Consider the following 16,472-nt stretch of genomic DNA (forward strand, 5'->3'; position numbering starts at 1 on the left):
CAGCAGCATAACCACTTCAACCAAGTGCACCGTCGTCGACGTCACGTCGACGGCGGTGCACCCGATTCCACTGCCTCGACCGAGGCCGAGCGAAACCAGTTTTCCCAGTCAGCTTTCCAGACCTATCGAGGTGCAGATTTGAAATCGAATGAAGTATCGAGCGGCAATAGTCAGAGGTGCCTGGTCGGTGTCCCTCGAGAATCGAGCGACGGTGAGCGCCGGGTGGCTCTGGTGCCGAAAATTGTGTCCGCTCTGATCGGCAAGGGCGTCGATGTGGTAGTCGAGTCCGGGGCCGGTATGGGGGCGTTGATTCCCGACGAGCTGTACACCGCTGCCGGGGCGAAGATCGGCGATCCGTGGACCGCTGATGTAGTGGTGAAGGTTGCACCGCCGTCCACGGACGAGATCAGCCGGATCAGCGCGGGGACGAGGCTGATCGGCTTCTTGAATCCGCGCAGTGCGGATAATCGGATTGCCGAGCTCGAGGCCGCCGGAATCGAGGGATACGCCATGGAGGCGATTCCACGTATTTCGCGCGCCCAGGTGATGGATGCGCTGTCCTCGCAGGCGAACGTGTCCGGCTACAAGGCTGTTCTGTTGGCGGCGTCGGAGTCGACACGGTTCTTCCCGATGCTCACCACGGCTGCGGGCACGGTGAAGCCTGCGACGGTCCTGGTGCTCGGTGTCGGTGTCGCAGGTCTGCAGGCGTTGGCGACGGCGAAGCGTCTCGGTGGCCGCGCAACCGGATACGACGTGCGTCCCGAGGTCGCGGACCAGGTGCGGTCGGTGGGCGCGCAATGGCTCGACCTCGGAATCGACGCGGCCGGTGAGGGTGGATACGCCCGCGAGCTGACCGAGGACGAGCGCACGAAGCAGCAGCGGGCTCTCGAAGATGCAATCAAAGGCTTCGACGTCGTGATCACCACGGCCCTGGTGCCGGGTCGTCCCGCCCCGCGTCTGGTGACTGCTGCCGCCGTCGAAGGAATGACGCCCGGCAGTGTCGTCGTCGACCTCGCGGGTGAAACCGGTGGCAACTGCGAGCTCACCGAACCGGGTCAGACCGTCGTCAAACACGGCGTGACCATCTGCTCGCCGCTGAATCTGCCGGCGTCCATGCCCGAGCACGGGTCCGAGTTGTACGCGAAGAACATCTCCGCGCTGATCGAATTGATGCTCCTCGACGGCGGTGCCGGCGAAGGAACGGGGAAGGTCGCCGTCCTGGCTCCGGACTTCTCCGATGAGGTTCTGGCCGGCGCGTGCGTCACCCGTGAAGAGAGGGGCGCCTGATGTACACATCGCTTCTGGCGAACATCGCGATCCTGGTGCTGTCCGGGTTCGTCGGTTTCGCTGTGATCTCCAAGGTTCCGAACACCCTGCACACTCCGCTGATGTCGGGTACGAACGCCATCCACGGCATCGTCGTGCTGGGTGCGTTGGTCGTCCTGGGCAAGGTGCACGATCCGTCGCTCGGGTTGCAGATCATCTTGTTCGTCGCGCTCGTCTTCGGAACCGTGAACGTTGTCGGTGGCTTCGTGGTCACCGACCGCATGTTGGCGATGTTCAAGGCCAAGCCGGCCGCCGCGTCTGTGTCGAAGGATGGTGACCGGTAATGGAATACCTGGTCAATGGTTTGTACATCGTCGCGTTCGCGATGTTCATCTACGGTCTCATGGGCCTGACGGGCCCGAAGACCGCGGTGCGCGGCAACCAGATCGCCGCGGTCGGCATGGTCGTCGCTGTCGTCGCGACGCTGATCTCCATTCGCGATGCGCAGATGGGGAACTGGATCCTGATCGCCTCCGGCCTCCTGATCGGTGTCTGTCTGGGTGTTCCGCCGGCGCTGCGCACGAAGATGACGGCGATGCCGCAGTTGGTCGCACTGTTCAACGGTGTCGGCGGCGGCACGGTCGCGTTGATCGCGTACGCGGAATTCCTGGACTCGGACGGGTTCACCGCATTCCAGCACGGGGAATCGCCGACGGTCCACATCGTCGTCGCATCGCTCTTCGCCGCGGTGATCGGCTCGATCTCGTTCTGGGGCAGTGTGATCGCCTTCCTGAAGCTGCAGGAGACCCTGCCCGGTCGTCCGATCGGAATCGGTAGGCTCCAGCAGCCGCTCAATGCTCTGCTGCTCATCTCCGCGGTCGCGTTCTCGGTGGTCATCGGCATCAGGGCGATCTCGCCGGAAGGCCCGACCGGCTCGCTGTGGATCGTGGGGGTTCTGGTGCTGTCGGGCATCCTCGGCCTGATGGTCGTCCTGCCCATCGGCGGCGCCGACATGCCCGTCGTCATCTCTCTGCTCAACGCGCTGACCGGGTTGTCCGCCGCTGCAGCAGGTTTGGCACTGAACAACCAGGCGATGATCGTCGCCGGCATGATCGTCGGCGCTTCGGGCACCATCCTGACCAACCTCATGGCCAAGGCCATGAACCGGTCCATCCCCGCCATCGTCGCCGGTGGATTCGGTGGCGGCGGCGGTGACGTGGCAGCATCGGACGGCGTCGTGCGCACGGCCAAGGCGACGTCGGCCGCCGACGCCGCAATCCAGATGGCCTACGCCAACCAGGTCATCGTCGTACCCGGATACGGATTGGCCGTCGCGCAGGCCCAGCACGCCGTCAAGGACATGGCGAAGTTGCTCGAAACGAGGGGCGTCGAGGTCAAATACGCCATTCACCCCGTCGCCGGGCGTATGCCCGGTCACATGAACGTTCTTCTCGCCGAGGCAGATGTCTCCTACGACGCGATGAAGGAAATGGACGACATCAACGACGAGTTCGCTCGCACCGATGTCACCCTGGTGATCGGCGCGAACGACGTCACCAACCCGGCAGCGCGCAACGATCCGAGTTCACCGATTCACGGGATGCCGATCCTCAACGTTGACCAGTCGAAGTCCGTCGTCGTGCTCAAGCGTTCGATGAACTCCGGTTTCGCCGGTATCGAGAACCCGCTCTTCTTCGCCGAGGGCACGTCGATGCTCTTCGGTGATGCCAAGAAGTCGGTCGCCGAAGTGACCGAAGAACTCAAGGCGCTGTAGCGCTCGACCTAGGACGTCCACGCGTACCGGAAGCGTTGCGCGACCTCGTCGACCGGTTTGTCCCGGTACTCGGCCTGCTCGTAGCGCTTGACCGCCGCCAGCGCTTCCACGATGAGCGGACCGAACAGGTCCCGCGCGAGTGCCGAGGACTCGAATGCCCCGAGCACGTCGGACGGCAGGGTCGGGAGGAGGTCGACGGCGTGCGCGCCTGCCAGGTTCGCCGGGTCGACCGACACCTCGTCCGGAAGTGGAAACGCACCGACGATCCCGTCGTGGGCGGCGCCGAGAATGGCGGCGCCGCTCAGGTACGGGTTCGCGGAGGGGTCGACGGGTTTGATCTCGAGGTTCGCGCCGTGCGGGTTCCCGGCGGTGTCCGTGCACAGGCGGACCGCTGCCTCGCGGTTCTCCAGCCCCCAGCAGCGCGATACCCCCGACCACATCCCCGGGCGCAACCGCAGATGCGACAGCGCCGACCCGGCGAGAACCGCCGTGAACTCGGGTAGCGCCCGCAGGATCCCGGCGACCGCGGCGCCACCGGCGGCCGTCAGCCCGTGTGGGCCCGGACCTCCGGACAGGATCGGCTGGTCGCCCTCGGCAAACGACACGTGCTGGTGGGCGCCGTTTCCCGCACCGCCCGCGACGGGCATGGGTGATAACGACGCCCGCAGCCCCTGGGCCCGCGCGGTCCGGCTGATCAGTGCGCGGGCCAGCACGGCGTCGTCGGCCGCCGTGACGGGATCGGCGGGTGCGAGCGACACCTCGAACTGGTTGAGCCCGGCCTCGGCGTGGACCTGTTCGATCGGCAGCTCGGCCGTCGCCGCCGCGGCGAGCAGTCGTGCGAAGAATTCATCGTGCGCGAGAACGGCATTCAGGCCGTACGCGGACCATTCCTCGGCCGTCGCCGCGTCGAACAACGTGAACTCGATCTCGTGGCCGATCCGCGCGCTCAACCCGGACTCCGCCAGCCGCGTCGTCACCCGCCGCAGCGCATCCCGGGTGCACGCGAGCGCCGGCGTCCCGTCCTGCTCGGTGAGACACGCCGGCGCCCAGTACGTGCCGTCGCCCAGATTTCTCACGTCGCCGGCGTCGATCCGCAGCCGAAGGTCGCCCACCACGGAGAAGGACGGCGTGAACGCGAGGTGGTCGTCGACACAGAACACACTCCAGCTCGGGGAGGCGCCCGCACCGGCGTCGACGAATGTGGACAGCCTCGGGGCGGGCAGCACCTTCGCCCGCGAGATCCCGGCCATGTCGACGATCGAGCCGACGATGCGGTCGGTGGGGCCGAAGTCGTTCCCTGCGCCGCGCATCAGGCCCTCGCCACCGCGGCGGTCCGCACGAGGAAGACGAGCACGCTGTGCACCGCTTCGCGGTGCGCCCGGCCCTGTCCGGCGCCGGCTAACGTTCGGTGGTCGTCGCGCACAAACGGCCGCCCGATCAGCACACCCACCGCCGCGATCGCGAACAACCCGAAATTACTCAGCTGCTGAAGCCAGCGCTCGAGGACTGCGTCGTCCAGGGTGAGTGCCGCGACCAGCATGTTGCCCACCAGGATCCAGTAGACGATCCACGGCGCGAATCCGATGATGAAACCCATTGCCCTGCCCCACTGCTCGACTCACCATATTGTCGGTCCTCGAGGGGGCGCGGGGGGCCGATTCACCGAAGGTCGGCGCGGATCACTGTGCGAGCGATTCCGCCAATTCGCAGAATCGCTGCACCGTGACCCCCGCGAACGTCGGGTTGTATGCCACCGCCAATCCGATCGCCGGGCGCAGCGCTGCCGGCACGAGCGGCCGGAACCTCACACCGGCGCCGGCCCGCCTCGACGAACTCGATGGAACCAGCGCCCAGCCGAAGCCACTCTCCACCAGAAACAGCACCGTCTGCACCTGCACAGCCTCCTGGGTGACTCGCGGCGAGAACTTCGCCTCCTCGAACAGAATCGAGGTCAGCGCGTGCAGCCCGGGCAGTCCCGACGTCGTGTAGTCGATGAACGGCTCCTCGCGCAGGTCGTCGAGCGAGACACCCTCCCTGGCCGCCAACCGGTGCCGCACGGGCAGCGCGACGACGAAATGATCGCGTTCCACCGTGATGTAGCGGATGTCGCTGCGGCGGGACAACGGCACCCGCACGATCCCGACGTCGAGGTGATTCTGTTCGAGCGAGTCGATCAATTCGGCGTTGGCGAGCTCCGAAAACTTCAACACGATGTCGGGGTACTGCTTCTGAAAGGCGGGCAGCAGTCGCGGGAGCAGGATGTTCTTGGCGGAGCCGACGAAACCCACGCGCAGTCCTCCGCTGAATCCGTGCGCGGTGGATCGCGCGACCCTGGACACTTCCTCGGCGTGGAAGAGCGCGGCCCGGGCATCGGTCAGCGCCGCCTCGCCCGCCTTGGTCAGCCGCACCCGGTGTGTGGACCGGACGAACAGTTCCGCACCGATCTCCTCTTCGAGCCTACGGATCGACACGGACAGCGGCGGCTGCGTCATATGCAGGCGTTCTGCGGCCGCGCGGAAGTTCAGGGTGTCGGCGACCGCGACGAATTGCTGCAGTTGACGTAAATCCATGGTGATATCCCGTTCGAATCAAGTGATGCCAATCAATGCGCTTCCCTTGTATTAAACCCGCCGCCGTCGGCACTGTGACTCAGACAACAGTCTTCGAGCAATCGTCCCCACCTCACCGCGGAGGCCATCCATGCCACCTGAGAGCCCAGTGTTCGCACTCACCAACTTCGAGAAGGCGTTCCGCCCCACATCCGTAGCGGTCATCGGCGCTTCCGACGACGCGACGCGCATCTCCGGGCGCGCCCTTCACTATCTGATCCGCGCCGGATACCGCGGCGCGATCTATCCGGTCAACAACCGTCGCGAGACAGTGCAGGGTCTGCGCGCCTACCCCAGCCTCGCCGACGTCCCCGAGACACCGGACATCGCCTTGATTGCCCTACCATCGCGGCTGCTCGAGGGCGCCCTTACCGACTGCGCTGAACACGGCGTCGGCGCGGCAATCATCTACGCGGCGGGCTTCGCCGAGACCGGGTCGGACGGCGGTACACTCCAGGACCTGCTCGCCGCGATAGCGGCGGCGGGCAACATCCGACTGTTCGGACCCAACTGCCTCGGGCTGCTCCACACCGACAGCGGATTCGCGGGCACGTTCAGCAGCGCGTTCGACAAAGCTCTGCCGACCCCCGGCGGCGCGGCCATCGTCAGCCAAAGCGGTGCGTACGGTGGGCATCTCGCCTACCTGTGTGAGAAACGCGGAATCGGTGTCGGATACTGGGCGTCCACCGGCAACGAGGCAGGCACCGACGTCGCCGACTGCATCCACTGGCTCGCCCTCCAGGACGACGTCAGCGTGATCCTGGCCTACGCCGAAGGCATCCGCGACGGCGACACGTTCAGGGCCGCCTTACAAGCCGCACACGATCACCGCAAGCCCGTCGTGTTCATGAAGGTGGGGCAGTCCGCGGCAGGCGCAACCGCCGCACAGTCTCACACGGCGAGCCTCGCGGGAGCCGACGCGGTGTTCGACGGACTTTGCGCGCAATACGGCGTCTACCGGGCGCGCACGACGCAGGAGCAGGTGGATGTCGCCTATGCCGCCGCTCGCGGACGCTTCCCGAAGGGGCGCAACCTCGGGATCATCACCGTGTCAGGTGGTTTCGGCGTGCAACTCTGCGACGCCGCCGAACGCGGCGGGCTCGACGTCACTCCCCTCGCCGAACCCGGGCGGGCGAAACTCCGCGCGCTCAATCCGATGGGCAGCGACAACAATCCGTGTGACACGACCGCCGGCTGGCTCAACGACATGAGCCTGATCACCAAGACGTTCGACGTCATGTACTCCGACGGCGGCTACGACAGCATCGTCGGATCGTTCACGATGCTCCCCGACTCCCCCACCTACGGCGAGGAGATCCGCAAGGCCATCGGCGCCGGAACGAGAGAATTCCTCGACCGTCCGACGGCACTGTGCATGGAGGCTCGCCCAGAGGTGGTCCGGGCGTATGAGAGCGACGGATTCCTCGTCTTCGACGATTCCGAACGAGCCGTCACCGCGCTCGGCGCCCTCGCGTACTTCGCCGAGCACTTCGACACCCCGATCGCACGCCGTCACCGAACACGAACCGCGCGATACGATCTCGGCAGCGACCCGTTGTCGGAACACGCCGCCCAGCAGATCCTGGCCGATGCGGGCATCCCCTTCCCCCGCTCGACCGTGGTCACCCACCCCGACGACGTCGCGAAAGCAGCGGCCGATATCGGATTCCCCCTGGTCATGAAGATCGTCTCGCCCGACATCGCGCACAAGACGGAGATCGGCGGTGTCATTCTCGACGTCGAGAACGAAGCACAGGCTGCAGCGGCGTATTCAACGCTCCTCGAGCGCGCGGACGCAGCGGTGCCCGGTGCCCGCATCGAAGGAGTATTCGTCGGCGCGATGTGCCCGAAGGGTGTCGAAACCATCGTCGGGGTGACCAACGATCCCGTCTTCGGCCCTACCGTCATGTTCGGACTGGGTGGCGTGCACGCCGAATTGTTCCGCGACATCGCGTTCCGTGTCGGCGAACTCGACCACGCCGAAGCCGTGAATCTGGTCCGGGAGATCAAGGGTCATCCGCTCCTCGCGGGTTTTCGCGGTGCGGCCCCCTCTGATGTCGACGCGCTCGGGGACCTCCTCGTCGCGGTGTCGAGGTTCGCCGTCACTCACGCCGACCAACTCGACTCCCTCGACCTCAACCCCGTGCTGGTCCTCGAGGAGGGCCGCGGAGCGCTCGCCCTCGACGCATTGATCACGGTGCGAACCGCCCCGTGATCACAGGCATCACCCTGACACTCGACGCCCTCCCCCACCCCTCGACCTCGGAGACACCATGCCCCTCTCGGAGACCCACCCCAGCTCATCGAGCCGCACACGCCACACCGGCGCGCCCCCACCCCGACGCACCAGGATCCGCTTCCTGATCGTCGCACTGCTCTTCATCGTGTCGACGCTCAACAACGCCGACCGTGCGATCCTGTCCATCACCGGCACCGAGATCAAGGCCGATCTCGGCATCAGCGCCATCACCCTCGGTTACCTGTTCTCCGCGTTCGCGTGGGCGTACATGCTGGCCCAGATCCCCGGCGGCCGGCTCGTCGACCGCTTCGGCGCCAAGCGGATGTATGCCATCAGCATCTTCGTCTGGTCACTGTTCACCCTCCTGCAGGGCTTCGTCCCGCTCTTGGGGCTCGGTGCTGCAGTCGCTGCACTGTTCGCCCTGCGCATCGGCGTCGGCATCGCGGAGGGACCCGCCTACCCGACCAACGGGCGCGTGGTGGCCACGTGGTTCCCCTCGTCGGAACGTGCCACCGCCTCCGCCATCTTCAACGCGTCCCAGTACGCGGCGGCGGTGATATTCACCCCGTTCATGGCGTGGCTCACGCACGCGCACGGCTGGCACTCCGCGTACCTCGTGATGGGCGCCATCGGCATGGCGCTGAGCGCGGGGTGGCTGAAGTTCTACGACCAGCCACGCAAGCACAGAATGGCCAACGACGCCGAAATCGAGTACATCGCCGAAGGTGGTGCATTGGTCGACATCGAGGAGGCGAATTCGGCACCGGACGCCCCGAAAATCAACACCTGGGGGGCGATTCGACAGCTGCTCGGCAGCCGGATGATGCTCGGGCTGTACGCCGGCCAATTCTTCATCACGACCATCGTGTACTTCTTCCTCACCTGGTTCCCGATCTACCTCATCGAAGAACTCGGAATGCCCCTGCTCGATGCCGGACTCGCGGCGTCCATCCCCGCGATCTTCGGCTTCCTCGGCGGGATCCTCGGCGGAGTCCTGTCGGACCGGCTGCTCACACGGGGTGTGTCCCTCACGTGGGCGCGCAAGATTCCGATCATCGCCGGACTCACGTTGTCGACTGTCATCGTCCTGTGCAACTTCACCACTTCGCAGACCGTCGTCATCCTCTTCATGGTTCTCGCGTTCTTCGGCAAGGGACTCGGCAGCCTTGGCTGGACCATCGTCTCGGACACCTCCCCGAAGGAGGCGGCCGGACTGTCGGGCGGCCTGTTCAACACGTTCGCGAACGCCGCAGGTATCACCACCCCGATCGCTATCGGCTACATCGTCGACGCCACCGGTTCCTACGACGGAGCACTGATCTTCGTCGGTGCCAGTGCGGCACTGGCGGTCTGCAGCTTCCTGTTCATCATGGGCAGGATCAGCCGTGTCGAACTGAAACCGGATCGGAACGATGTCCGCCATGCCTGACGTGAACGTGCATCTCACGATCGAGAACGGTGTCGCGATACTGACACTCGACAATCCACCGCTCAACGTGGTGACCCTCGAATTGACGCGGCAACTCTCCGAACGCCTCGACGCCCTCGCAATCGACGACACGGTGCGTGCCGTCGTCGTGACCGGTGCCGGAAGCCGGGCGTTCTGCGCCGGGTCCGACATCTCCGAGTTCCCCGAGATGATGGAACCGGGTCAGGTGGTGGAGAAGAAGCTTCGACGGCAGAACGAGATCTTCCAGTTCCTCGCGCACTTTCCGAAGCCCACCGTGGCCGCCCTGGGCGGCCTCACCCTCGGCGGTGGACTCGAAATCGCCTGCTGCTGTGACCTACTTATCGCCGAGGAACATGTCTCGCTGGGGCTACCGGAGATCAAACTCGGAGTCTTCCCCAGCAGCGGCGGAACGTTCCGCACCACGCGGCGGATCGGGATCGGCCGCGCCAAGCGGATGATGTTCTTCGGTGACCCGATCGATGCCCGGACCGCACTCGACTGGGGTCTGATCGACGCCGTGGTTCCCCGGGGCACCGCACTTGCCGAGGCGCGGCGCTGGGCCGGGATCCTCACCCGTCGACCGGCTTTCGCCCTGGAGCTGTGCAAATCGGTGATCAACGCGGCCGACGATCTGGACGAGGATCAGCTTGTCCAGAAATCCCTGACGGCAAGCGGCCGCGCGTTCAGTTCACCCGAATGCCGTGAAGGGGTGCGCGCGTTCTTCGCCAAGACAGCCCCCGATTTCCGAGTTCAGGAGCATTCATGAGAAGAGCGGCGATCGTCGCCCCGTCCCGGACCGCCATCGGCGCCTTCGGCGGTGGCCTGAAGAACGTCGCCGTCGAGGAACTCGGCGCCGCCGTCGCTGCGGCCGTCGTCGAGCGCAGCGGCATCGACCCCGCACGGATCGAGGACATGGTGTTCGCGCAGTCGTATGCGAACAGTGAGACACCGTGCGTCGGACGCTGGATCGCGCTGCAGGCGGGCTTCCCCATCGACGTCGCCGGAATGCAGCTGGACCGCCGCTGCGGCGGCGGCCTGCAGTCGATCGCCATCGCGGCCATGATGGTGCAGAGCGGCGCCGCAGACGTCGTGATGGCCGGCGGCGTCGAAAGCATGAGCAACGTCGAGTTTTACACCACGGACATGCGCTGGGGTTCCCGTCAGGGGACGGTGGCACTGCACGACCGCCTCGACCGCGGCCGGGAGCGTTCGCAGCCCGTCGAACGATTCGGCTACATCTCCGGGATGATCGAGACCGCGGAGAACCTCGCGGCGCGCTACGGCATCTCCCGCGAGTCTGCCGACGCCTTCGCCGTCCAGAGTCATCACCGCGCCGCCGCTGCGTGGAGCGAGGGACGGTTCACGGACGAGGTCGTGCCGATCGAGGTTCCGCAGCGCAGAGCCGAGCCCGTGATCTTCGACCGAGACGAGGGAGTCCGGGCCGATTCGAGCGTCGAGAAACTCACGAAGCTGCGCACCGTCATGCCGAACGGCACCGTCACCGCAGGAAACGCCTGCCAGCAGAACGATGCCGCCGCGGCGTGCCTCGTGGTCGCGGAGGATCAGCTGGGCCGGCTCGGTCTCGACCCTCTCGGCTTCCTGCACGGGTGGGCCGCCGTCGGATGCGACCCCGCCGAAATGGGAATCGGCCCGGTCCCGGCGGTGCGGAAGCTGTTCGGCAAACTCGGACTGGGATTCGACGACATGGACCTCATCGAGGTCAACGAGGCCTTCGCCGTCCAGGTCCTGGCCGTGCTCCGGGGCTTCGGATACGAGGACCAGTCGAAGGTCAACGTCAACGGTTCCGGAATCTCCCTCGGTCACCCCGTCGGTGCCACCGGATCCCGGATCATGACGACACTTCTCCACGAACTGAAGCGTCGCGGTGGACGCTACGGGCTGGAAACGATGTGCATCGGCGGCGGCCAGGGCATCGCAGCCGTCGTCGAATCCGCATGAGCAGACGCCGCTCGCACGGCGTTCGCGACGAGCTGCGATTTCCGCACTAGAGAAGGCCGGACCCCGTGCCCAGGCCCGGCCTTCTCCTGTGCGCGGTGTGGATCAGCCGATCGGCGCAGGCATCCGCAGTGTGCGGTAGCTGCAGGTCAGTGTGTCTCCGGTGGACGGGTCCCGCATTTCGACCTTCCATGCGTCGGCGAATTGATCCACACCGTGCCGCATCGAGATCGTCCCCGACACGAGGACGGTGCCCGCCTTGTGCAAGCCCCGCTCGCGAAGGACGTCGAGCCAGTACTTCGGGGCGAGCAGGTCGGCCAGGGTTCCGCTCTGGATGAGGGTGGAGGGTTCGCCGTCGCCCTGGCCGACCCATGCCGAGAGGGTGATGTCGTCGAGGCGGTCGGCGATCTCGGACAGCCGCCATGCGCGTGACCCGAGAACGTCGGGTGCCGCATTCTTGCTCCACGCCACACTGTGCACCTCGAGGTCGCGGTCGGTGTGGTCGCATGCGACGGTCAGCAGCACGTCGTCGTCGGTGATGACCAGCGCCCACTCGGCTTCGCCCGAGGTTCGTCCGTGTTGAACGGACACCGTCGTCGCCTGCTGGGCGAGGTAGGGCGAGATGGGGTACAACGCCGGGATCGTGGTCGGTGCCGGTACGCCCAGTTCTGCGAGCTCGGCGATGTGGGACGCGACCTCTTCCTGGTTCCGTCCGGCATAACCGGCGTTGAGGAGGGTGGTGACCGCGACGTTTTCGACAGTGCCGTCCGGCAGGGTGAACGTGAGCTGCGACATGGGAGGAAACTCCTGTATTCCGGGCCCTGATCCCGTCTGACGATCAGGGCAGATTGTTACTTTCTCGTTCTTTCTGCGCCCGAGGGGTTGCGCATACGTCTTGTATACAGCAAGTATATGTTGCGTACAACGGCGACGGTGACCTGGAACACGGGACATCCGCGCCGCGCGGGACAAGAATTCAACCCACAAGGAGTTGCCATGATCGGAGAGTCCACCTCCGTCGATGCCGACAGATCCGCACCCGTCGACAAGAAGGGGCTGGCGAAAGCGTTTGCCGCCAGCCTCACCGGCACCGCGCTGGAGTGGTACGACTTCGCGGTCTACTCGGCGGCGGCCGCACTGATCTTCCCGCAGATCTTCTTCCCCGACAGTGATCCCCTGACGGGAACCCTGCTCGCGTTCTCCACCTACGCGGTCGGCTACGTGGCGAGACCGATCGGCGACTTCGTCTTCGGACGACTCGGGGACGTCATCGGACGCAAACAACTGCTCGTCATCACCCTGCTCCTGATCGGCGTGACCACATTCGCGATCGGGTTGCTGCCCGGCTACGACCGCATCGGCATCGCGGCGCCCGCCATTCTCGTCGTGCTCCGATTCGCACAGGGCGTGGCCGTCGGCGGCGAGTGGGGTGGTGCGGTACTGCTGTCGAGCGAGTACGGCAACCCACGCCAACGCGGCTTCTGGTCCTCAGCGGCCCAGATCGGCCCTCCTGCAGGCAACTTGATGGCCAACGGCGTGCTCGCCCTCCTCACGATCTCGATGACCGAGGCCCAGTTCGAATCCTGGGGATGGCGTCTCGCCTTCCTGATGTCGGCCCTCCTGGTCGGCTTCGGCCTCTGGATTCGGCTGAAGCTCGAAGACACCCCCGTTTTCAAGGCCCTGCAAGAATCCGGCGAGCGCGCCGAGGCTCCCATCAGCGACGTGTTCAAGACGCAGGCCAGGCCATTGATCGCCGCCATCCTGTCTCGCATCGCCCCGGACGTGATCTACGCCCTGTTCACCGTCTTCGCGATCACTTACGGCACCAGGAAACTCGGCTTCGACCGCGGCGAAGTTCTCGCGGCCATCCTGATCGGCTCGGCATTCCAACTCGGCCTGATCCCGCTCGCCGGCGCAATCTCGGACCGCATCAACCGGCGCCTGGTCTACGCAATCGCCGCCGTCGGCGGCGTCGCCTGGAGCGCCCTGTTCTTCGTCGTCATCGGCGGCAGCTCGTTTCCGCTGCTCATCCTCGGTGTCGTCGTCGGACTCGGATTCCATTCGTTCATGTACGGACCCCAGGCGGCATTCGTGACCGAACAGTTCACGGTCCCGTTGCGCTCGACCGGCAGCTCGCTCGCCTACACCATCGCCGGCGTGTTCGGCGGCGCCATGGCACCGCTGATCTTCACATATCTGTTGAGCAAGACGGACAGCTGGGTGCCGATCGCGATCTACGTGCTGATCGTCGGAGCGCTGACCCTGCTCGGCCTCGCACTCGGACGCAACCCCGACCCCACCGAAGACGAGCACTACGCGTTGCTGTCGGCCGAGAACGCTAGGCGCGCAACAGGATCTGCAGAGTAACCTCGAGATGACTGTTGATCTTCTCGTGTACCAGGCCTTCATCGCCGACCTCGAGTGCGTCGATGATCGCCTGGTGCTCGGCGCACACATTGTGCTGACGGTCCGAGGCACTGAACAGGGCCGTCAAACCGACGCGGAGCTGACGCGCACGCAGTCCGGCATAGGTGGTGGACAGCAACTCACTGCCTGCCGAATCGATGAGGACCTGATGAAAACGGCCGTCCCAGTCGATGAACGCGCGAGCAGCATCGACGCTCGCGCCGGTCGCGAAGGTTTCCTGCTCGGCGAGCGCGGCGCGCATCGATTCGAGGGGAACTCGCCCGGAGGTCAGTGCCCGACTCGCGGCATGTCGTTCGAGGACACCGCGCAGCTCCATCAACTCGGTGATCTGGCGGCCCGACATCGCGGGTACGTGCGCGCCCCGCTTGGGCACCATCTCGACGAGGCCCTCGGCCTGCAGCATCAGCAGGGCTTCGCGGACCGGAGTGCGGGAGACCCCGACCTTCGTCGCGAGATCCTGTTCGCTGAGGAACGAACCCGTCGCCGCCGGTGACGTCAGCACCTGGTCCCGGACATACAGGTACGCCTTCTCCCGACCCGACAACTCGGCAGCTGGACCGTCGACCCCATCCATTTGTTGCATACAGTATGTATACACCAATGTTCTCGCAGCTAGGAGAAATAATATGATGCTCCGCCTCAGCCTTGCCCAGATCACCAGTTCCATCGACCCCGAGGCCAACCTCGAATCCGTGGAGAAGCAGGTGTCAGCGGCCGTCGACGCGGGCGCCCGGCTCGTCGTGTTCCCGGAGGCAACCATGCAGCGGTTCGGCGGACCGCTCGCAAGCGTCGCGCAACCGCTCGACGGCCCGTGGGCCGACGCCGTCCGCGGGTGCGCCGCCCGGGCCGGAATCACCGTCGTCGCCGGGATGTTCACGCCGTCCGGCGACGGGCGGGTGCGGAACACACTCCTCGTCACCGGAGGCGGCGTCGACACCCACTACGACAAGATCCACCTCTACGACGCCTTCGGCTTTGCCGAATCCGACACCGTGGCACCGGGCGCCGACCCGCTGGTGGTCTCCGTGGACGGAGTCGGCGTCGGCTTCGCCACCTGCTACGACATCCGATTTCCCGGCCTGTTCCAGACGCTCGCCGACCGCGGGGCGGCGCTGACCGTGGTCGCCGCGTCCTGGGGTGCAGGGCCAGGCAAGATCGACCAGTGGACGCTCCTCGCCCGCGCCCGGGCACTGGACTCGACCACCTTCGTCGCCGCCTGCGACCAAGCCGACCCTGCAGCGTCCGGCGAAAACGTCCAGGGAACCACGCCGCTCGGCGTCGGCCACAGCATCGTCAGCTCCCCCACGGGAACCATTCTCGGACAACTCGATTCCGGACCCGGACTACTGACGGTCGATATCGACACCACACTGGTGACGCAGGTCCGCAAGACACTGCCGGTCCTCGTCAACCGGCAATTCTGATGTCCGCGCGCCGCAGCCCGACGGCGTCTACGAACCGAGCAACTGGTGCGCCCGCAGTCCGACGTACAGTTCGGCGGCGTCGATGGGGTCGGAGAAATCGCGTCCCGTGAGGGTGTGAATTCGGCGCAGCCGGTACAGGACGGTGTTGCGGTGGTAATGCAACTGGGTGGCCGCCGCCGTCGTGGAGCCGCGGCAGGAGAACCAGGCGTCGAGAGTGGCGAGCAGGCTTTCCTGTTCCTCCGCGGGCAGAGCCAGCACCGGTCCGAGTATCTGGTTCGACGCGAGCTTCCCCGCGTCGGGAACACTGACCAGCAGCAGCGACACCGGCACCGACTCGTAGCGGGTGACGGTGCACCCGCCGTGCCCCGCGCAGCGGCGGGCGATCCGCGCCTGCTCCACGGCCCGGCTCGTCCCACCCGGACGTCCGAACGCCGAGCTGACGCCGATCCGTCCGTGACCGGTGCGGCCGAGGACGTCCAGCGCCGAATCGAGGACCTCGGCGGTGGCGGCCCACAGCAGCCCGACCCGGCCGTCGACCTCCGAGTCCCACACCGAATCGACCCCCGCACCGCGAAGGTCCGACTGGACGACGTCCGCTGCGGACGGGGACGCCGCCGCCTCGGCGGACACGACGAGGAACGTGCTGTTCTCCGGAATCCGGAACGTGCGGAGCGCGTCGGCGGCGCCGGCCGGGTTGGCGGCATGGTCACCGAAGAGGGTGCGGATCAGCCGGCCCCGCGACTCGGCGTCCTCGCGGGCGCGCAGGTCGGCGGTCTCCCGGTAGGCCTCCGCGGCGCTGTCCGAGTAGACGTCCACCAGCGCCCACACCTGGGCGGCCATGTCGAGCAGCGCGTTGGTGGCGCGGCCGTCCGAGCGGTTCATCAGTTCGTCCCAGATCAGGCGACCACCGAGCCGGAACGCGTGGAGCAGCGCCGCGAGCGGCACCCCCTGTTCGGCCTTCAACTGTCCAGCCGCACGCGCCGCCTCCAGCCGGATCGGCGCACTGCCCGCGAGGTTGCCCAGCATCGCCGTGAGGTTGTCGACGCACGCCGCGTACAACTGCTCCGGGGTGAGGAGTGTCGCCTCCACGTAGCCGTGCTCGGCCGACAGGATGCGCGAGACGAGTTCCTCGGACAGCTGGTCCACCGACTCCAGCATCGAGCCCAGAAGGTCGGTGGGCGACGGCGCGACATCGGGGCTGACAGTCATCCGGCAAGACTATCGACAGGACGAAGTCCGCGCCATCCCTCTTTTGTGCGACGGCATAGCCCCGGTGGGCCACATTCACAGCCGCTGCCTATGGCGCGGCGCCCGCAACGGGGACGAG

The 16,472-nt window shown here is 66.3% G+C and carries 14 protein-coding genes and 1 pseudogene; 9 read left to right on the forward strand and 6 right to left on the reverse strand.

The features are described 5' to 3' along the window. Window positions 1-138: 138 nt before the first annotated feature. The 3 genes from I1A62_RS15380 to I1A62_RS15390 are packed head-to-tail and all read left to right on the forward strand — an operon-like array spanning window position 139 to window position 3,040. Window positions 139-1,287, forward strand: coding sequence for an NAD(P) transhydrogenase subunit alpha (locus I1A62_RS15380; protein WP_124389696.1), 1,149 nt, complete (start codon window positions 139-141; stop codon window positions 1,285-1,287). Continuing rightward, window positions 1,287-1,610, forward strand: a complete 324-nt coding sequence (locus I1A62_RS15385; protein WP_072944158.1) for an NAD(P) transhydrogenase subunit alpha — start codon at window positions 1,287-1,289, stop codon at window positions 1,608-1,610. The genes I1A62_RS15380 and I1A62_RS15385 overlap by 1 nt, the downstream gene beginning before the upstream one ends. Then, the gene (locus I1A62_RS15390; RefSeq protein ID WP_219459058.1) at window positions 1,610-3,040 is read left to right on the forward strand and encodes an NAD(P)(+) transhydrogenase (Re/Si-specific) subunit beta; all 1,431 of its coding nucleotides are present in this window, start codon (window positions 1,610-1,612) and stop codon (window positions 3,038-3,040) included. Before I1A62_RS15385 ends, I1A62_RS15390 begins: the two co-directional genes overlap by 1 nt. Window positions 3,041-3,048: 8 nt before the next feature. Here I1A62_RS15390 and I1A62_RS15395 read toward each other — a convergent pair whose 3' ends face one another. From I1A62_RS15395 to I1A62_RS15405, 3 genes and pseudogenes are all read right to left on the reverse strand, one after another. Beyond that, window positions 3,049-4,350: a glutamine synthetase family protein gene (locus I1A62_RS15395; RefSeq protein ID WP_219459059.1), complete on the reverse strand. Its 1,302-nt coding sequence runs from the start codon at window positions 4,348-4,350 to the stop codon at window positions 3,049-3,051. Window positions 4,351-4,427: 77 nt separating this feature from the next. After that, window positions 4,428-4,637 (reverse strand): annotated as a pseudogene (locus I1A62_RS46865) (acyl-CoA thioesterase); the annotation flags it as partial. A gap of 82 nt (window positions 4,638-4,719) precedes the next feature. Then, a complete protein-coding gene (locus I1A62_RS15405; protein ID WP_124389699.1) occupies window positions 4,720-5,610 on the reverse strand; it encodes a LysR substrate-binding domain-containing protein in 891 nt (296 codons plus the stop codon). Between the two features lie 130 nt (window positions 5,611-5,740). Between I1A62_RS15405 and I1A62_RS15410 the strand changes: the two genes are divergently transcribed. From I1A62_RS15410 to I1A62_RS15425, 4 genes are read left to right on the forward strand one after another with little or no spacing between them, the layout of a single operon-like run. Beyond that, window positions 5,741-7,864, forward strand: coding sequence for an acetate--CoA ligase family protein (locus I1A62_RS15410; RefSeq protein WP_124389700.1), 2,124 nt, complete (start codon window positions 5,741-5,743; stop codon window positions 7,862-7,864). 58 nt (window positions 7,865-7,922) lie between these two features. After that, entirely contained in the window at window positions 7,923-9,317 is a 1,395-nt protein-coding gene (locus I1A62_RS15415) for an MFS transporter (protein ID WP_124389701.1), read from the forward strand. Further along, complete coding sequence (locus tag I1A62_RS15420) at window positions 9,310-10,104, forward strand: enoyl-CoA hydratase/isomerase family protein (protein ID WP_219459060.1); 795 nt, start codon at window positions 9,310-9,312, stop codon at window positions 10,102-10,104. Before I1A62_RS15415 ends, I1A62_RS15420 begins: the two co-directional genes overlap by 8 nt. Continuing rightward, window positions 10,101-11,297, forward strand: coding sequence for an acetyl-CoA C-acetyltransferase (locus tag I1A62_RS15425; protein ID WP_219459061.1), 1,197 nt, complete (start codon window positions 10,101-10,103; stop codon window positions 11,295-11,297). The genes I1A62_RS15420 and I1A62_RS15425 overlap by 4 nt, the downstream gene beginning before the upstream one ends. A 102-nt stretch (window positions 11,298-11,399) precedes the next feature. Here the strand turns inward: I1A62_RS15425 and I1A62_RS15430 are convergent, their stop codons facing one another. Further along, a complete protein-coding gene (locus tag I1A62_RS15430) occupies window positions 11,400-12,089 on the reverse strand; it encodes a DUF2848 domain-containing protein (protein ID WP_219459062.1) in 690 nt (229 codons plus the stop codon). Window positions 12,090-12,290: 201 nt separating this feature from the next. Here I1A62_RS15430 and I1A62_RS15435 point away from each other — a divergent pair, with 201 nt between their 5' ends. Continuing rightward, window positions 12,291-13,661: an MFS transporter gene (locus tag I1A62_RS15435; protein ID WP_219459063.1), complete on the forward strand. Its 1,371-nt coding sequence runs from the start codon at window positions 12,291-12,293 to the stop codon at window positions 13,659-13,661. On the opposite strand, the gene I1A62_RS15440 is transcribed toward I1A62_RS15435, so the two are convergent. Next, window positions 13,633-14,304, reverse strand: a complete 672-nt coding sequence (locus I1A62_RS15440; protein WP_124389706.1) for a GntR family transcriptional regulator — start codon at window positions 14,302-14,304, stop codon at window positions 13,633-13,635. The genes I1A62_RS15435 and I1A62_RS15440 overlap by 29 nt on opposite strands. A 43-nt stretch (window positions 14,305-14,347) precedes the next feature. Here I1A62_RS15440 and I1A62_RS15445 point away from each other — a divergent pair, with 43 nt between their 5' ends. Then, entirely contained in the window at window positions 14,348-15,145 is a 798-nt protein-coding gene (locus I1A62_RS15445) for a carbon-nitrogen hydrolase family protein (RefSeq protein ID WP_124389707.1), read from the forward strand. Window positions 15,146-15,172: 27 nt separating this feature from the next. Here the strand turns inward: I1A62_RS15445 and I1A62_RS15450 are convergent, their stop codons facing one another. Further along, on the reverse strand, window positions 15,173-16,354 hold the full coding sequence (locus I1A62_RS15450) for a CdaR family transcriptional regulator (protein ID WP_124389708.1): 1,182 nt from the start codon (window positions 16,352-16,354) through the stop codon (window positions 15,173-15,175). Window positions 16,355-16,472 lie beyond the last annotated feature (118 nt).

This window comes from Rhodococcus sp. USK10 (genome assembly GCF_019378875.1).
GTDB classification, from domain to species: domain Bacteria; phylum Actinomycetota; class Actinomycetes; order Mycobacteriales; family Mycobacteriaceae; genus Rhodococcus_F; species Rhodococcus_F pseudokoreensis.